Genomic DNA, 15,563 nt, shown 5'->3' with positions numbered 1-15,563 from the left:
TGAGGCGGGCGACGCCCTCGTCCTTGAGGTCACGGACTTCGGCGCGGACCGCCTCACGCACCCCTACACCTCCGGTGAGCTGGACCGCATCCTCGCCGTCCTGCGCCATCTGCTCACTGCCCGGCGGACCGTTCTCGCCGTCAACGCCGCCTACATCGCCTCGCCTGCCCAAACCGACATCACCCGGACCGAGCACCCGTTCCTGCTCCAGGGCTCCTACCGCAACATGAACAAGACCGCAGAGCGGATCGTGCCCGTCATGAACGATGCCGAACTCGCCGCCGTCATCGACGACCGCTACACCGGCGAGGCACAGACCCTCACCACCGGCGCCGAGGCCAACCTCCTCAAACTTGCCGAACTGCGCGGAGTGCTCATGCCTGACGAGGCTGTCGCTGGGCCGAGGTCAAGGCGACCTACCTCCGCGCCCGGGCTCCCGGCGGCACGGACGACGACCCCCTCATCCGCGCGGTCGCAGCCCTCGGCCTGCTTGCCGACCGTATCGCCGCTGTCGAATCCGCGATCATCCACTCTCGCCCGGGCCTCCGGGGCCGACGGCAGCTCGGTCGGGATAACAATCACGTCACTGTGGCTGGTTCTATGCACTCAAAGACTGTTGATGTGATGTGCATCACTAAAGAATATGTAAAGGGCGTGCTAAGAATGCGCAACTCCGCTTTCGGCACCACCCCTCGCCGGAACAGGAGTGCCGGTACTCACCGGCCTGCATGGTCCGGGAGATCACGGTTCGAGTCCGCGAACCATGGCCCCTGGTTGCCGATCGGACAACGGCGTTCGCTCAAAGCCCGCATTCACACCCGCGCACCGCTCTGCGCCGGTTCTGCGCCATCGAGGTAAAGCCTGATGTCACTCGATTCCGTCACCCGTTCCGTCGACGAAGCCGTCAGCGGATTCTTCGAGCCCATAGCCAAATGGCTCGGCGAAGTCATCTTCTACTCCGTCCCCGTGGGCGGCACCGACCTTCCGCTGATCGTCGCCTGGCTCGTCGTCGCCGGGCTGGTGTTCACCGGCTGGTTCGGCCTGGTGCAGATACGTAAATTCCGGCTCGCCGTGGACGTGGTGCGCGGCAAGTACGACGAGAAGGGGTCGGCCGGCGAGGTCAACCACTTCCAGGCGCTGACCGCGGCTGTCTCCGGCACCGTGGGCCTGGGCAACATCGCCGGTGTCGCCGTCGCCGTCTCCATCGGCGGACCGGGCGCGACGTTCTGGATGATCCTCTGCGGCCTGCTGGGCATGGCGACCAAGTTCGTCGAGGTCACCCTGGGCGTGAAGTACCGGGAAGTGCACGCCGACGGCACCGTCTCCGGCGGCCCCATGCACTACCTGCCCAAGGGCCTCGCCGAGCGCTTCGGCGCCCGCGGCAAGAAGCTCGGCAAGATCCTCGCCGTCCTGGCCTCCGCGATGATCCTCTTCTTCGGGCTCTTCGGCGGCAACCTCTTCCAGGTCAACCAGTCCTACGCCCAGCTGGTCTCCGTCACCGGCGGCGAGAGCGGCATCATGGGCTCCTCCGCCGGCGCCCTGTTCTTCGGCATCCTCGTCGCCGCACTCGTCGGCATCGTGCTCCTCGGCGGGATCCGCTCCATCGCCTCGGTCACCGGCAAGATGGTCCCCGCCATGGCCGGCATCTACATCGTCGCCTGCCTGATCGTGATCGCGGTCAACGCCTCCGCGGTCCCGTCCGCGATCTCCACGATTATCGAGGGCGCGTTCAACCCCCAGGGCGTCGCCGGCGGTGTCCTCGGTGCGCTGATCATCGGCTTCAAGCGGGCCGCGTTCTCCAACGAGGCCGGCCTCGGCTCCGCACCGATCGCACACTCCGCGGTCAAGACCAAGCACCCCGCCAGCGAGGGGCTGGTCGCGCTCCTGGAGCCGTTCATCGACACCGTCGTCATCTGCACCATGACCGCGCTGACGATCGTGATCGCCAATCCCGCCAGCTGGGCCGAGGCCCGCGCCGGCGAGGCCGTCGGCGGCGTGACGATCACCTCCGACGCCTTCGGCACGGTCCTGCCCTGGTTCCCCTACATCCTCACCGTCGCGGTCCTGCTGTTCGCCATCTCCACCGTGCTGACCTGGGGCTACTACGGCCTCAAGGCCTGGTCGTACCTCTTCGGCCGCAGCAAGGCCAGTGAGCTCACGTACAAGGTGATCTACACCCTCTTCGCCGTGGCCGGCTCGCTGCTCACGCTCCAGACCCTGATCGACATGGCCGACGCGGTGCTGTTCATGCTCGCCGTCATCAACATCATCGGCCTCTACCTCCTCGCCCCCGTCGTCAAGCGCGAACTCAACACCTTCCTCGCCTACGTCCGTGCCCGCGATGCGGGCCAGGACACGGCCGGGGGAGACACAGACCAGGAGCCGGTGAAGACCACCGTCTGACCGCACCCCCGCGGCCCGGCTCCTCGGGGCGGGTCCGTACGCACCTCGCGCCTTTGGTGCGTACGGACCTGCCCTTTTCCCTGTGACTCACCTCGCCCCCGGGCCCTGCTCGCCTCTTGCCGACGCTCCGGAAGTACCGCCCTCATGACTACTGCCCCGCCGCCCCGGCGACCCCCCTTCCTCGGGCTCTTGTCCTGGCGAGAGCGCCGGGCCGTCACCGAAGCCCTCCGGACCGAGACGATCGGTGGCCTGGTCCTGCTGACCGCCGCCGTCGTGGCACTGATCTGGGCCAACAGCCCATGGAACGGCGTGTACGAGGACATACGCGACCTCCATCTCGGCATACCCCCGCTCGGCCTGGACCTCTCGCTCGGGCACTGGGCTGCCGACGGGCTGCTCGCGGTGTTCTTCCTCGTCGCGGGCATCGAGCTCAAGCGCGAACTCGTCGTCGGCGAATTGCGCACACCGGCCACGGCCGCCCTCCCCGTGATCGCCGCCTTCTGCGGCATGGCCGTACCCGCGGGCGTCTACGCCGTCACCGCGTGGGCGGGCGGCGGCAACCCGGACGGCTGGGCCGTGCCCATGGCCACGGACATCGCTTTCGCGCTGGCCGTCCTCGCTGTCGTCTCCACCCACTTGCCGGCCGCCCTGCGGGCCTTCCTGCTGACCCTCGCCGTGGTGGACGACCTCGGCGGCATCCTGGTCATCGCGCTCTTCTTCACCTCCGACATCAACCCCCTCGCGCTCGGCGGTGCCCTCACCGGACTCGTCTTCTTCCATCTCCTCCAGCGCTTCCGCGTCCGCGGCTGGTGGTGGTACGTGCCGCTCGGCATCACCATCTGGACGCTGACCTACCACGGCGGCATCCACGCCACCGTCGCCGGCGTCGCCATGGGCCTCCTACTGCGCAGTACCCCGGACAAGGACGAGGAGCAGTCGCCCGGCGGCCGCGTCGCACACCTGCTGCACCCCTTCTCCGCCGGCATCGCCGTACCGCTCTTCGCGCTCTTCGCCGCGGGCGTGAGCGTCTCCGGACCGGCCCTGACCGAGGTCTTCACCAGGCCCGAACCGCTCGGCGTCGCGCTGGGGCTGGTCGTGGGCAAGATCCTCGGGGTATTCGTGGGGACCTACCTCGCCGCCCGCTTCACCCGCGCCCGCCTCAACCCCGACCTCGCCTGGTCCGACGTCCTCGGCCTCTCCGTCCTCGCCGGAATCGGCTTCACGGTCGCCCTCCTCATCGGCGAACTGGCCTTCCCCGGGGCCGCCGTCGGCGAGCAGGTCAAGGCAGCGGTCCTGGTCGCCTCACTCACCGCGGCCGCGCTCGCGGCTGTGCTGCTCCGCCGTCGCAACGCGGTCTACCGGCGCCTGTGCCAGGAGGAGACCGTCGACGCCGACGGTGACGGCATCCCCGACATCTACCAGTCGGCGCCGGGGACTGGGGGCCCGCGCCATGAGGTGTTGTCGCCGGCTGACAAGCCCTGAACTGAGGGAGGCGGCTGAGGTGATGGCAAACCTGGGGACTCGAAGGCGTCCAAGCCTTCCGGCTGCCGGTACGTGGGACTGGTCATGTCGCGCCATCACCCACATCTCTATCGCTCGGTGTGGAAGTACTTTTGAGAGATGATGGATTGACGGAGCCGGTCGGTGAACTCGGGGCTGCGGGCAATGCGGTCCACGCCGCCAGCTTTATTGGTGCGTAGGGCGGATTTGAAGTTCTGCTCGATGGACTTCGTCATGCGTTCCATGAGCTCGGTGTTGAGGTGGTCGAGGTCGATGTTGAGGAGGTCGCATGCAGTGGGGCGGCGCAGCCGGGTGAGGGTGTAGGCGGAAACGGTGGCGAGCGGGTAGAGCCAGTTCTCGATGGTTTCGCCAAGTAGGGGGCGGTCTTTGGTGTACACAGTGAGGAAGCGCCGTAGGTGTGCGTGGACGTCGAGCGTCAGGCGGTAGAGGTCAAAGTTGTTGCGGGCCGAGAAGATCTGCCCGTAGTGCTTGTCATCCAGAAGGAGGGCCTCTGAGTGGCGGAGCGCTGTGTGGGGCTCGTGGAGGACAAATGCGGTGAACTCGCGTGCGAGGCGAGTCATGCTGGCGACCTGATCGAGAGGGAAGCCGAGGTTGCGGTAGTAACTTGCCCGGCGCTCGTAGCGGTAGTCACCCCCGTGGTAAAGGCTTTCCTCGATGTCCTTCTGGATGGGCTCTGTTGCTCGCAAGGCCCCGGCCGGCAACTGGGTCTGGCTGTTGGGTGCCCGGATGATCCTGTCGCGTGTGGTGCCGGACTCGGGCGCGAAGACGATCTTGACCAGCAGTGATCTGTCAAGGTGCTGGCTGCCGGTCTGGAAGTAGCTGTAGACCTCGTGACTGGTTTGGAGCCCGTTGACGATCTGCGGGTCCTTGATGACGACCTTCTTTCCCGCGATCTGTGCGGCGCCGGCGACAGTGGCGACGCCGTTGTTGAACCACCAGAAGTCCTCGCGTGTCCCGGACTTCAACCCCGATGGCGTTGTTCACCGCAGTGGAGCCTGCGTAGTCCCGGACGTTCGACTCGAACAGCTCCAGCCGTAGTGCCTTGTTGTCGGAGGTAATGAATCGGTAGTACTCGTCCAGGCGGGCCAGACAGACGCAGCCCTCGCCGAGCGAGGTGCTCATCGGGGTTTCGGAGAAGATGAGCTGCGCGACCGCCTTTGCCCCTCGTGCTGTCTGCTCACGCAGGTCCGCGGCAGTCAGGTACTCGATGGGGGCTTCGGTGTCGGAGGTGATCTTCGCAAACTCTCGGCGCAGGCGGTCACCCTTGGCCTTCACGTTCGGGTGTGGCCCCAACGCCGCTTTGCTGGCGTAGATCACTTTGACCCGGACTTGAGGGAACGATGAGGCCAGGTCCTCGAGGATGCGTCGCGTCCGCGCGCACGGGCCCCAGCCACTCCCGCACCTGCGCCCTGGCCAGACGGCTGGCTCGCGATCCGACGATCACAGTGGCCACGGCATCAACCTCCCTTTCACGAGGGGCTGTTGCCGGGATGCTACTGCCGTCGGGCGACGCCGGATTCCGACTCTTTGTCGGGGTGTTTTCCGGCTACTTTTCGGCGTTTGGGAACAAGCGGTTCGGACCTGCGCTGAGGGCCGCCTCCGACCTGCGGTGCCGGCTCCTGTGACGGTAGCACCGCGCACCGGCCGTATTCCGGGCAGGACCGCCCCCGCGCGCCAACCCCTCAGCAGTCCGAGTCACCCGCTAGCCCACAACCGGGTCCGGTCGGCACCGTCGGCCGGACCCGCAAACCGGAGCACGCATTGGCCCACCTCACCCTCGACGCCCACGCCCGCCTCGCCCGTCATCCCGAACACCCCGACGCCGTCACTGCCACCATCACCGGCTCCGGCGCCTACGCCGCCCGCGCCTTGCTGAGCGTCCACGGCTTCCAACAGGCCGACGAGCACGCGATGATCCTGGACCGCATCGGCCACGAGGAGCCCCACTTATGAGTGCGCTCACCGGCGCCGCCTTGCTGGCCGGCATCACCTGCACTAGGCGTGAGTCATCAGTTCCGGGCGGGGCCACTCCTGCTGACGCGGTTCTCTCACATCACCGGCTGGACGATCAGCTCGACGTGGTCGGCATCCGGCCACGTCTCCGCGACCTGTCCGCTCGCGCAGCTGAAGTCGCCAGTGCCACCCAGTACGGCTCCGACCGCCGTGCGCGGGTACGCACCGAATTGATTCGCCATGCGCCGATAATGGATCTGCCCACCGTGAAGTTCCAGGACGACATCGGCCAGCACGACGGGCCCCTCGGCCGTCACATCGTACTGCAACGTTGGCGTAGGCGCGTCCCGCCCCCACTCCTGAAGCGTCGAACAGGTCGAACGCCGTGACACACCGTTGGCCCGCTTCAGGGGCCTCCGGAAGAGGACTCCCTGTTCGCCGAGCGGTCAGCTTGATCATGTGCCTCGTCCACCGTCAGTCTTCAATCACTGTGCTCGGCGCGTAGGCACTGCGAGCACAGAATCCGTCGCGCCGGATACTCGTGGGCCGCCTTCCCCGCCCCCGCGCTCCGTCGCAGCTCCTGATGCTCCACCGTCGAATGCTCGCGGCATACTGCGCGCCGCCTTGACGGCATACCGCCAGGGCAGTCGTGCTTCTGCCTCGCCGGGAGCATTCGTAGCACAGCATCTCCCGTCACCGCCCGAGGTAACCTGGGGGCATTGCTTTCAACCAAGTTTAAGTCCGCATAGCGGGCCATGCGCGGGGAAGCATCCGCCGCGGCATGGCCTGTCGGCCGGTCACCTACTGATGAGTCTGCCCACGATCACCGTAAGGGCGGGTGCAGCACGAGACGCGAGGGCCACTGCAGCCCGCAAGGGGCGAACGCTGCCAGCTGGTGAATGCTCCAGGGAGCGCGAGCCGCGTTGCCAAGTACGGCGAGTCGCCCGGCGGCTCAGGACCGTGCAGCGGCGGCCGACTGTTCCAGACGGGAACGAAGGGGGGCGGCGAAGTCCTCGGCGCGGGCCAACTGGACACGGAGCTTGTCGACCTGTTCGGCGGCGGCCTGCTCGTAGGTCCGTACGCGCTCCAGGAGGGCTTCGCGCTCGTCGGCGTCCAGGCCGGTGTCGGCGTCGAGGCGGTCGGTGGCTTCCAGTAGATCGCGTATCCGGTCCAAGGTGAGGCCGAGCGGCTTCATGCGGCGGATGACCATCAGCCGCTGTACGTCGGTCTCCGTGTGCAGTCGGAAGCCTGCGCGGGCGTCTTGCGGTGTGCCGTTAGGCCCAACCGCGCCTTCCCGCACGCCCCGGCCTGCCGATGGGGGCGTTCCTGAACGACCTGAGCGCCCACCTCCACGGCAAGCCCACCGGCGAACTGACCAGCCACTACCCCCACACCACGAGCTCGCAGCGGAGGGCCCAGGCCCAACCGCCAGGGTCCTCTCCACTGCGGCCCTACGAAGGACCGTGATAGGCGCCGAAGGTCCACAGCCGGGAAGTCGCACAGCCCCGCGCCGGGACCGTGCGGTTCAGTCCACCGTGTCTCTGTCGGAACTGGTGGAAGGCTGGCTTTGGCGAGAGTAGATGTCGGGGATGCCGTCAGCGTCCTCGTCGAGGTTCTCTGCCTCCCACAGTCGACGGTAGACCACGTTACGTCGCTTGATCAGCAAAGCGGCGAGACCGGCAGCGAGAAGCGACCCGATGAGGACGGCGGCCTTGATGTGTACGGCTTCGGCGGGGTCGGGGAAGGCCAGCTCCCCGATCAGCAACGCGACGGTGAATCCGATGCCGGCCAGGACCGCGAGAGCGAAGACGTCGGCCCAGGCCAGGTCCGGATTGAGCCGGGCACGGGTGAAGCGGGCGGCGAGATAGGTTCCGGCGAATATCCCGGCGGTCTTGCCGACGACCAGCCCCAGCACCACGCCCAGCGGCTCGGGTTGGGTGAAGACCTCTCCCAGGGCGGGCAGAGAGATACTCACCCCGGCGGCGAACAGGGCGAACAACGGTACGGCGATACCTGCTGATATGGGTCGCAGAAGGTGTTCGGCGCGCTCTCCGGGCGAGGCGCTCTCCCCGGCTTGACGGTCACGGTTGGTGCGCAGGATCAGACCCATCGCGACTCCGGCGACGGTGGCGTGTACTCCGCCGTTGTACATCAGTGCCCAGATGGTCAGGCCGAGCGGTACGTACCACCACCAGCCGCGGACCCGGTACCGCTGCAGCAAGTAGAAGACGACCAGTCCGGCGAAGGCCCCGACGAGGGCGGCCGGGTTCAGGTCAGCAGTGAAGAAGACGGCGATGACCAGGATTGCTCCAAGGTCATCGACAACCGCGAGGGTGAGCAGAAAGGCTCGCAGGGCAGCGGGAAGGTGAGTGTTCAGTACGGCCAGGACCGCGAGGGCGAAGGCGATGTCGGTGGCCATCGGCACCGCCCAGCCTTCAGCACTGCCGCCCCCGGCCCACACGGTTGCCAGGTACAGGGCGGCGGGGACGGCCATGCCGCATACGGCGGCGACGACGGGCAGGGCCGCGTTGGCGGGGGTGCGCAACTCACCAGCCACCAGCTCACGTTTGAGCTCGATACCGGCGACGAGGAAGAAGATGGTCAGCAGCCCGTCGGCGGTCCAGTGCTGCACCGACAAGTCCAGGCCGAACGCGGGTATGCCGAAGTGGAAGTCGCGTATCTGCTCGTACGTGCTGTTCAGGGTGGGAATGTTCGCCCAGAGCAGCGCCACGACGGCGGCTGCCAGCAGTACTAGACCGCCGGTGGTCTCGGTGCGCAGGGCCCGCGCCACCACGGTCCGCTCGGTCCAGGGCAGCAGGCCCAGGAAGACGGAACGCTCGCGTTGGCGCTGGTCGGTAGGCGTCAAGGGAGAGACCTCCAGGAAAGCGGGCTGTGGGCGTGCGTGCCCCTGACGCCGACCAGACTTCCCGGCACACCTCGCGCCTCTCTTGACGCGTTCTTTACATACTATCGGCTGAATGTCGCCTACCGGAAGCGGGAGGGCGTCACTGTGTAAATCTCTCGCTCAGCCGAGCCTGGTGTGATGGAGCAGGTTCAAAGCGGCGGCATAGTCATCCAGGGTCCGCGCCTTGCTGTCGACCGGGTCGGGGGTGTCCGGAACGACCTCCACCGGAGGCGTGGAGGGGTGGGCGTGGGTGATCTCCAGCACGGGACCTCGCAGCGCGGCCTCGGTGAACGCGCAATCCAGCGCGCGCAAGGAGACACCTGGGACATCAACGCCCACGACGACCTTTTCAGCACGCTGGTGACAGTCTCAGTGCGGGTGATGACAACAGGGCCCGCCGCACGAGCGGCGACTTGTGCGCTGACCGACCTGAGCGGCATGCGCGCGAACACGGGACGATCTCGGTAGCCGAGGACGGTCAACACCGCGCCTGCCACTGTCTCAGTCAAGGGTGCCGTCGGCTGCCCGCGGAGCGTTCCCCCGCTTACCAGCAGCCCAGGTCATAGGGCGGTGGCGATTGGTGGCGGACTGCTGCCTGTGCGGCGCAACTCAGGGCGCTGAAGGTTCCCTCGGTGCCCAGGCCGCCCGCGCCGGCCAGGACCGGCCCGGTAACTCGTGGAAGTGCTGGACGCACAGCGACCTCTTTGCGTAGGGGTGCGACGAAACTCTCGGCCGATCTCTGCTGACCACCATCGTGTGCGATGTGGGCACCGGACGCCGCTGGGCTCCTTCGGGCTGGTCAAGCCCGCCGGGGAGTGTCGGGGGATGGGGCCAGCCGTCCCCGCTTCCGCGAGAGGGCAGTGGGCGCCTACCTGTGCAATCGACAGTCTTCCGTCAGGCAGCCGCACTCTGAGGTCGATCGGGCTTGCTGGCACGCCCGGATCCCTCAAGCACATCAACTACTGCCTGCCGAAAGCGGGGCCACTGTGCATAGCTCCGCTCAGTCGAACCAGGCGTGGGTGGACAGCTCGGGGCGGACGCCGCGCTGGGTGCGGGCGAGGATGACGGCGCTGGAGATCAAGCCGACATGGCTCAGGCCCTGGGGGAAGTTCCCGAGGAAGGAGCAGTCCGCCGGGTCGATCTGTTCGGAGAAGAGGCCTAGCGGGCTGGCGTAGGAGCACAAGGTGTCGAACAGCTCGCTGGCTTGGTCCGTGCGTCCCTGGCCGGCCAGGTTGTCCACCAACCAGAAGCTGCACAGTACGAATGCTCCTTCGGGCTGGTTGATGCCATCGGGTGATTCCCGGGGCAGGTAGCGGTACAGCAGGCCGCCTCCCGCACCCAGCCGGTCGGTGATGGCCTGGGTGGTGGCCACCATCCGCGGGTGGTCGGCGGGCAACACCCGCCGCAGGGGCAGGGCGAGGAGCGAGGCATCCAGTCCGCCTCCGGGGCCCAGGTGCTCGGTGAGGGCGTTCATCCGCTCGTCCCACGCGTCACGGAGGATACGCCCGGTGAGGGATCGCGCTTCCGCGGCCCATGTGTCGGGGTCTCCTGGCAGGTGCAGACGGCGCGCGAGCCGTGCGGCGCGGTCGAGCGCCACCTGGCACATGGCGGCGGAGTAGGTGAACGGGCGCCCCTGGGTGCGGACCTCCCAGATTCCGTGATCAGGAGACTCCCACGCGGTCCGGGCATGTTCGGCCAAGGTGACAAGGCGGTCCCACAGTTCGCTGTCCAGACGTGCGCCCGTGGCCGCCCACTGGAAAGCGCAATCGAGGATCTCCCCGTACACATCATGCTGAACCTGCTCGGCGGCGGCGTTCCCCCAGCGCACTGGTACCGACCCGCGATACCCCTCCAACTGCTCATCGATGACTTCGGGCGCGGGTGGCCGCCCGTCAATGTCGTAGACCACTCGCGGTCGGCCATCGCGTTGAGCGGCACTGAGCACCCAGGACAGGAACCCGCCGGCCTCCATCGGTAGACCGATACGGCGCAGAGCGAACACCGCGTATGCCGCGTCTCGCACCCAGGCAAAGCGGTAGTCCCAATTACGGTCGCCGCCGATGCACTCGGGCAGCGACGAGGTCGGGGCAGCGACGATCGCGCCGTTTTGGACATGGTCGAGAAGTTTGAGAGTGATCGCCGAACGACGAACCAGATCCGACCGGGGGACGTCATCGACGACCTGCGACGTCCAGCGCCGCCACACCCTGACCGTGTCCTCGATCCCGTCCCGGCCTGTCGGCCCCTGGGGCTGCCCCCGCGGTCTGCTCCAGCGCACCGCAAGCCACAGCTCTTCCCCTGCACTCAAGGTCAGCGTGCAGTCGGCTGCGGGGAGGGCACGGGATGAAGAAAGTTGCAGCGTCAGCTGCTGCCGCGAACAGGTCATCTGCCATCCGCTGTGCTCCCTGACGAAGTGCCCGCCACCACGCGGATGGACCTTCACCCGCAGGCGGACACTGCCATGGATGACGCACGCGCGGCGGATGAGCTCACCCGTGCCAGCCGGGGCATCGTGCTCCAAGTGCGCGCCACGGTTCAGGAGAAAGGCATCGGTGACCTCGACGATGCCGGTATCCGACCGCAACTCGGTCACCAGCACCCCAGTGTCCTCCACGTAGTGCTGGCGGCTCTCCCGTACCCCCTCGGGGGACAGCAGGAAATTTCCGCCGTTATGCCGGTCGAGCAGGGAACAGAACAAGGGCGGGGAATCGAAGCGCGGCACGCACATGAAGCTCACCGCACCGTCCCGGCCGACCAGCGCGCTGCCGCGACCGTCTCCGATGAGGCCGTGGTCCTCAATCGGCAGATACCCCTCTGGAACCGGCCGCCACGCGTTCCCCATGCCCTTCATATACCCGCTGCCTGGCTGGAAGTACCGGGATGTTCATGAGTCGATCGAATCGATGAACGCGGTACCTGCGGCGCCACGTCCCTCCGGCAGGCGTTGCGGTTGTTTTCTCCACCTGTCGCAGCATGCTGACAGGTGGAGGATCTCCAGGACGGCACGACCAGTTCGGCCATCTGAGATGCTCCGCAACCACGGATGTGATGGTGCTGTCGACCCGCGTCAGCAACGCCGTCGGCCCCTGCGCTGTGACCGGTGTGGGAACGGCCAGCAGGCAGGCAAAAGCCGCCAGCAGCGCGAGACCGAGCAACCGCATCGGTGACATAGAACGGCCACCGCACACAGCACACCCCCTCACAACTGATGACGGGACGACCACAGCCTGAGGGACTGCTTGGGGTACTTGTAACTCTGGGTGTCCATGGAGCTCGCCGAGGTCACCACCAGCAAACGCTGCGTCCGGGCGCACTACCCGCTGTGTTCCGCCCGACGGCACACAGGGCAGACGACGCGCCGTGCGGGCAGCTCATGAATGCTCTTGCCCACGCCCACACCCCGGCGCAGCTCCCGCTCCTCAAGGTGCACATGCTGCCGGCACAGCGCGACGCCGCACGTACGGCACACCGCCTGCGCGATGGCACTCCCGCCGACGGAATGACACTCATAGCAGTTCATCACTCACCATCACTCACATAGTGAAGGGCGCAGTCAGTACTCACCGTAACCGGAACGTCGCGACTCCACCCGGACGGTGCTGTGCTCGCTATATCCTTTGACGCTGCTCTCAGAGCTAGTCAAGCCTGCTGCCGGAAGGGGGCCGTCGGATCCGAAACCGGGCCGACAGGCTGTTGCGTCCAACTGTCCCGCACCGAGGACTTCGCCGTCGCTCTGCGGACCTGCCTGCAGCAGACCCCTACCGCGCATGTCTGATGGCCGCCGGGAAGGTCAGCCCTCCGCGCGGGACGCGGTGCCGAGAGCCTGGCGGAGCCAGCCGGTATCGGGCACCGCGGTGAGGCCAGTCGATGTTTGGTAGATCCGGTATGCCAGCCGGAACCTCGAGCTCCGTCTCTTCGGGATCGCGCACTGGGAAGCCGTATGGGCCGAAGGGTCCGACCTTGCTGGCCGCCCTGGTCCGCTCAGGGGTGCCGGCCCTGGCCCACCGGGGCCGAGGAGAGAATCAGGACTCGCATGACAGTGCGGGTCGGCCCGCGCGCTGGTCATGGCTGCCGCCGACCACCACGAGTGACTCCGCTACCCCGACTCGACGAAGGAACCTGCGCCCCCATGATCTGGCACTGGACCGGCCTCGCCGTCTTCTCCCTCACCCTGCTCCCGGCAGGGCTGGCCCTGCTCACCGGGCGAATACCAGTCCGCATGCAGGCCCGCCTGACACCGACACGCCCGCGCGGCTGGGCCCTGCTCACCCTGTCGGCCGCAGCCCCGATCAACACCATCCCGCGCCTCGCCGATGCCCCGCCCGCGATCACCCTGGCAGCAACAGCGACCGCCGCCATGACAGCGGCCGCCGGATGCGTGCTGGCCGCCGCCGCCACCTTTCGGACCGCGAAGGCCACCCCATGACGGACCCCCGTCGCAGGCGGCGCTTCGTGTGGTCGGTCACCGCCTGGTGGATGCTGCTCACCCTCATCCTCTGGCTCGTGGGCAAGGCACTGGACCAGCCTGCCTCGCTCGCTGCGTGCGCCGCCTGCGCCGCGCTGCTGGTCCTCGTCGGGGAAATCGGCGACGGGCTACGGCGGAGCCTGAGCACCCCCCGATCCGCCCAGCGACGCCACTCACGCATCTACAGGCCCTGAACCCGTCCCTCGGCCGGCGGACCACTTTTGTCGCTGTCCAGGCGTCCTGATGGGTAGACCAAGCGAGTTCCGGCAGCTTCCTCGTCTCGTTCGATGGGATGAGCTCCATTGAACGGGGCCGGGCAAGTCTGCTTACGTCCCGATTACAGAGGGTATGAGGTGAATAGGTCCCCTGAGGGAGGCTGGTTCGATGCCGTGGTTCGTATGGGTGCTCACCGCCGCGGCGCTTGGTGTCGCAGAGTTTCTCACCCTGACGGTGGTTTTCGGGTTGCTGGCGGGCGCTGCGCTGGTTGCCGCTGTAGTCGCTGGTGTGGGCATCGGCCTTCTAGGCCAGCTCGTGGCGCTCGGAGTGGCAGCGGCAGCGGGTCTCCTCATCGTCCGTCCTGTCGCGCTGCGGCACATGGCACAGGCTCCCCTTTCACGTGAGGGCAGCGATGCGCTGATCGGCAAGCGGGCCGAGGTCATGCAGGAGGTCACCGCGAGCCGCGGCCTGATCAAGATATCTGGTGAGGAATGGTCGGCTCGCGCTCTTGACGAGAATCTTGTGATCCCGGTGGGAGCGGTGGTGGATGTCATGGGGATCGAAGGCGCTACGGCTGTCGTCTACCCCCGTGAACTCCTTCCGTGAAGGGCTGAGCGCATCCCAAGGGAGGAATTGTGGATCCGGTTGTCATCCCGATTTTTGTGGCCGCGATTGTCGTCGTCTTCGTCGTGGCCGCCACGGTGCGGATCGTGCCGCAGGCACGCCGCTACAACATCGAGCGGTTCGGCCGGTATCGGCGGACGCTGCAACCCGGGCTGAACTTCGTCATGCCGGTGGCAGACCGCGTCAACACCAAACTCGACGTGCGCGAGCAGGTGTATTCGTCCGCCCCCAAGCCGGTGATCACCGAGGACAACCTCGTAGTGAACATCGACACGGTGCTTTACTACCAGATCACCGACCCGCGGGCGGCGGCCTACGAGGTCGCCGACTACCTGCAGGCGATCGACCAGCTCACCGTGACCACGCTGCGGAACGTCATCGGCTCCATGGACCTGGAGCAGACACTCACCTCGCGCGAGGAGATCAACGCCCGCCTCCGCGCCGTCCTCGACGACGCCACCGGCAAGTGGGGCATCCGGGTCAACCGCGTCGAGATCAAGGCCATCGACCCGCCGAACACCATCAAGGAGGCGATGGAGAAGCAGATGCGGGCCGAGCGGGACAAGCGCGCGGCCATCCTGCACGCCGAAGGGGAGCGGCAGGCCAAGATCCTCACTGCGGAGGGCACGAAGCAGAAGGACATCCTGGAAGCACAGGGCACCCAGCAAGCCATGATCCTGCGGGCGGACGGCGAGGCGAAGGCGGTGGAGCGCGTCTTCCAGGCCGTCCATCGCAACAACGCCGACCCGAAGATCCTGGCCTACAAGTACCTCGAGACGCTCCCGCACCTGGCGAAGAGCGACAACAACACCTTCTGGGTGATCCCGGGGGAGCTGACCGAGGCGGTTCGCACCGTCACCCACGCATTCGGCGATCAGTCGACGATGGGGCTTCCCGGTTCTGCGCAGCCGGAAGAAGCAACCACTACCGAGGCCGACGGCGCTTCGGACGGAGACGGGGCTCCGCAGTTGGAGGCAGGCTCGCCGTTTTCGCGGAACGCGGCTGCGGCGGCTGACGAGGTCGCGAAGCAGGCCGACGCCGTGGTGAGCGACGCGAAGGCCGAGGCCGAGGCCGCGAGGGCGCCCCAGGTGCCCAGCCGGGGGCAGGCGGCCGGCGAGTGAGCCAATCCGAGTGTGTCCTGGAGCATGAAACGGCTGACCCGCATAGATGTCGCGTTCGAGGGCTTGGACGGAGCGGTGGACGCTGCGCTTGAGCTTCTTCTGGGCAGCTCGGTGAACCACCGCTCGACCAGATTCAGCTTGGACGTGCTGGTCGGCGTGAAGTCCAGATGGAAGCGTCGGTGGGCCAGCCGATGACCTTGCTGCTTGCGACCTCAAGGGTGGAGAAGGGGGTCGTGGTGCCAGCCGGGACACGGTTATGACTGCGGCGTTCGGGAACAGGCACCATCGGCAGGAGCGGCTGGGACGGATCTACGGCCTGTCCGATGGGTCCCCGTGACTACCTTGCGTTGCGGTC

At 67.2% G+C, this 15,563-nt stretch carries 14 protein-coding genes and 2 pseudogenes; 8 read left to right on the top strand and 8 right to left on the bottom strand.

From position 1 onward, the window contains the following. Positions 1 to 43 precede the first annotated feature (43 nt). The 3 genes and pseudogenes from AB8O64_RS02585 to nhaA (AB8O64_RS02575) form a co-directional block, all read left to right on the top strand. Positions 44 to 525 (top strand): annotated as a pseudogene (locus AB8O64_RS02585) (hypothetical protein); the annotation flags it as partial. Positions 526 to 864: 339 nt separating this feature from the next. After that, on the top strand, positions 865 to 2,403 hold the full coding sequence (locus AB8O64_RS02580; RefSeq protein WP_370417643.1) for an alanine/glycine:cation symporter family protein: 1,539 nt from the start codon (positions 865 to 867) through the stop codon (positions 2,401 to 2,403). 144 nt (positions 2,404 to 2,547) lie between these two features. Beyond that, on the top strand, positions 2,548 to 3,885 hold the full coding sequence (gene nhaA / locus AB8O64_RS02575; RefSeq protein ID WP_370417642.1) for a Na+/H+ antiporter NhaA: 1,338 nt from the start codon (positions 2,548 to 2,550) through the stop codon (positions 3,883 to 3,885). A gap of 107 nt (positions 3,886 to 3,992) precedes the next feature. Here the strand turns inward: nhaA (AB8O64_RS02575) and AB8O64_RS02570 are convergent, their stop codons facing one another. Then, positions 3,993 to 4,889 carry an AIPR family protein gene (locus AB8O64_RS02570; protein WP_370417641.1) on the bottom strand — a complete coding sequence of 299 codons (897 nt, stop codon included), beginning with the start codon at positions 4,887 to 4,889 and terminating at the stop codon, positions 3,993 to 3,995. A 796-nt stretch (positions 4,890 to 5,685) separates the two neighbouring features. Between AB8O64_RS02570 and AB8O64_RS02565 the strand changes: the two genes are divergently transcribed. Beyond that, entirely contained in the window at positions 5,686 to 5,877 is a 192-nt protein-coding gene (locus AB8O64_RS02565) for a hypothetical protein (RefSeq protein ID WP_370417640.1), read from the top strand. A gap of 95 nt (positions 5,878 to 5,972) precedes the next feature. Here the strand turns inward: AB8O64_RS02565 and AB8O64_RS02560 are convergent, their stop codons facing one another. The 6 genes from AB8O64_RS02560 to AB8O64_RS02535 form a co-directional block, all read right to left on the bottom strand. Next, positions 5,973 to 6,119: a hypothetical protein gene (locus AB8O64_RS02560; RefSeq protein WP_370417639.1), complete on the bottom strand. Its 147-nt coding sequence runs from the start codon at positions 6,117 to 6,119 to the stop codon at positions 5,973 to 5,975. A gap of 710 nt (positions 6,120 to 6,829) precedes the next feature. Continuing rightward, positions 6,830 to 7,177, bottom strand: coding sequence for a MerR family DNA-binding protein (locus AB8O64_RS02555; protein ID WP_370417638.1), 348 nt, complete (start codon positions 7,175 to 7,177; stop codon positions 6,830 to 6,832). Positions 7,178 to 7,402: 225 nt separating this feature from the next. Then, positions 7,403 to 8,743, bottom strand: a complete 1,341-nt coding sequence (gene nhaA / locus AB8O64_RS02550) for a Na+/H+ antiporter NhaA (RefSeq protein WP_370417637.1) — start codon at positions 8,741 to 8,743, stop codon at positions 7,403 to 7,405. A gap of 159 nt (positions 8,744 to 8,902) precedes the next feature. After that, complete coding sequence (locus AB8O64_RS02545) at positions 8,903 to 9,094, bottom strand: hypothetical protein (protein WP_370417636.1); 192 nt, start codon at positions 9,092 to 9,094, stop codon at positions 8,903 to 8,905. Positions 9,095 to 9,782: 688 nt separating this feature from the next. Next, a complete protein-coding gene (locus AB8O64_RS02540) occupies positions 9,783 to 11,624 on the bottom strand; it encodes a glycoside hydrolase family 15 protein (protein ID WP_370417635.1) in 1,842 nt (613 codons plus the stop codon). A gap of 471 nt (positions 11,625 to 12,095) precedes the next feature. Beyond that, on the bottom strand, positions 12,096 to 12,302 hold the full coding sequence (locus tag AB8O64_RS02535; RefSeq protein WP_370417634.1) for a DUF2180 family protein: 207 nt from the start codon (positions 12,300 to 12,302) through the stop codon (positions 12,096 to 12,098). Between the two features lie 609 nt (positions 12,303 to 12,911). Between AB8O64_RS02535 and AB8O64_RS02530 the strand changes: the two genes are divergently transcribed. The 4 genes from AB8O64_RS02530 to AB8O64_RS02515 all read left to right on the top strand — a co-directional run bounded on the left by AB8O64_RS02530 (position 12,912) and on the right by AB8O64_RS02515 (position 15,208). Further along, positions 12,912 to 13,208: a hypothetical protein gene (locus AB8O64_RS02530; protein WP_370417633.1), complete on the top strand. Its 297-nt coding sequence runs from the start codon at positions 12,912 to 12,914 to the stop codon at positions 13,206 to 13,208. Further along, positions 13,205 to 13,441, top strand: a complete 237-nt coding sequence (locus tag AB8O64_RS02525) for a hypothetical protein (protein ID WP_370417632.1) — start codon at positions 13,205 to 13,207, stop codon at positions 13,439 to 13,441. The genes AB8O64_RS02530 and AB8O64_RS02525 overlap by 4 nt, the downstream gene beginning before the upstream one ends. Positions 13,442 to 13,631: 190 nt before the next feature. Beyond that, positions 13,632 to 14,069 carry an NfeD family protein gene (locus AB8O64_RS02520; RefSeq protein WP_370417631.1) on the top strand — a complete coding sequence of 146 codons (438 nt, stop codon included), beginning with the start codon at positions 13,632 to 13,634 and terminating at the stop codon, positions 14,067 to 14,069. Between the two features lie 29 nt (positions 14,070 to 14,098). Next, positions 14,099 to 15,208 (top strand): SPFH domain-containing protein, encoded by a 1,110-nt coding sequence (locus AB8O64_RS02515; protein ID WP_370417630.1) that lies wholly within the window; start codon positions 14,099 to 14,101, stop codon positions 15,206 to 15,208. A 57-nt stretch (positions 15,209 to 15,265) separates the two neighbouring features. Here AB8O64_RS02515 and AB8O64_RS02510 read toward each other — a convergent pair. After that, positions 15,266 to 15,390 (bottom strand): annotated as a pseudogene (locus AB8O64_RS02510) (IS630 family transposase); the annotation flags it as partial. Positions 15,391 to 15,563 lie beyond the last annotated feature (173 nt).

Source organism: Streptomyces sp. QH1-20 (genome assembly GCF_041283565.1).
Lineage (GTDB): Bacteria > Actinomycetota > Actinomycetes > Streptomycetales > Streptomycetaceae > Streptomyces > Streptomyces syringius.
This window is presented reverse-complemented; position numbering and strand designations above follow the sequence as displayed.

Bases quoted from the DNA above. Each gene is read 5' to 3' on its own strand.
- AB8O64_RS02580 (WP_370417643.1), top strand. From the start codon at position 865: ATGTCACTCGATTCCGTCACCCGTTCCGTCGACGAAGCCGTCAGCGGA.
- nhaA (WP_370417642.1), top strand. From the start codon at position 2,548: ATGACTACTGCCCCGCCGCCCCGGCGACCCCCCTTCCTCGGGCTCTTG.
- AB8O64_RS02560 (WP_370417639.1), bottom strand. From the start codon at position 6,119: ATGGCGAATCAATTCGGTGCGTACCCGCGCACGGCGGTCGGAGCCGTA.
- AB8O64_RS02540 (WP_370417635.1), bottom strand. From the start codon at position 11,624: ATGGGGAACGCGTGGCGGCCGGTTCCAGAGGGGTATCTGCCGATTGAG.
- AB8O64_RS02535 (WP_370417634.1), bottom strand. From the start codon at position 12,302: ATGAACTGCTATGAGTGTCATTCCGTCGGCGGGAGTGCCATCGCGCAG.
- AB8O64_RS02530 (WP_370417633.1), top strand. From the start codon at position 12,912: ATGATCTGGCACTGGACCGGCCTCGCCGTCTTCTCCCTCACCCTGCTC.
- AB8O64_RS02525 (WP_370417632.1), top strand. From the start codon at position 13,205: ATGACGGACCCCCGTCGCAGGCGGCGCTTCGTGTGGTCGGTCACCGCC.
- AB8O64_RS02520 (WP_370417631.1), top strand. From the start codon at position 13,632: ATGCCGTGGTTCGTATGGGTGCTCACCGCCGCGGCGCTTGGTGTCGCA.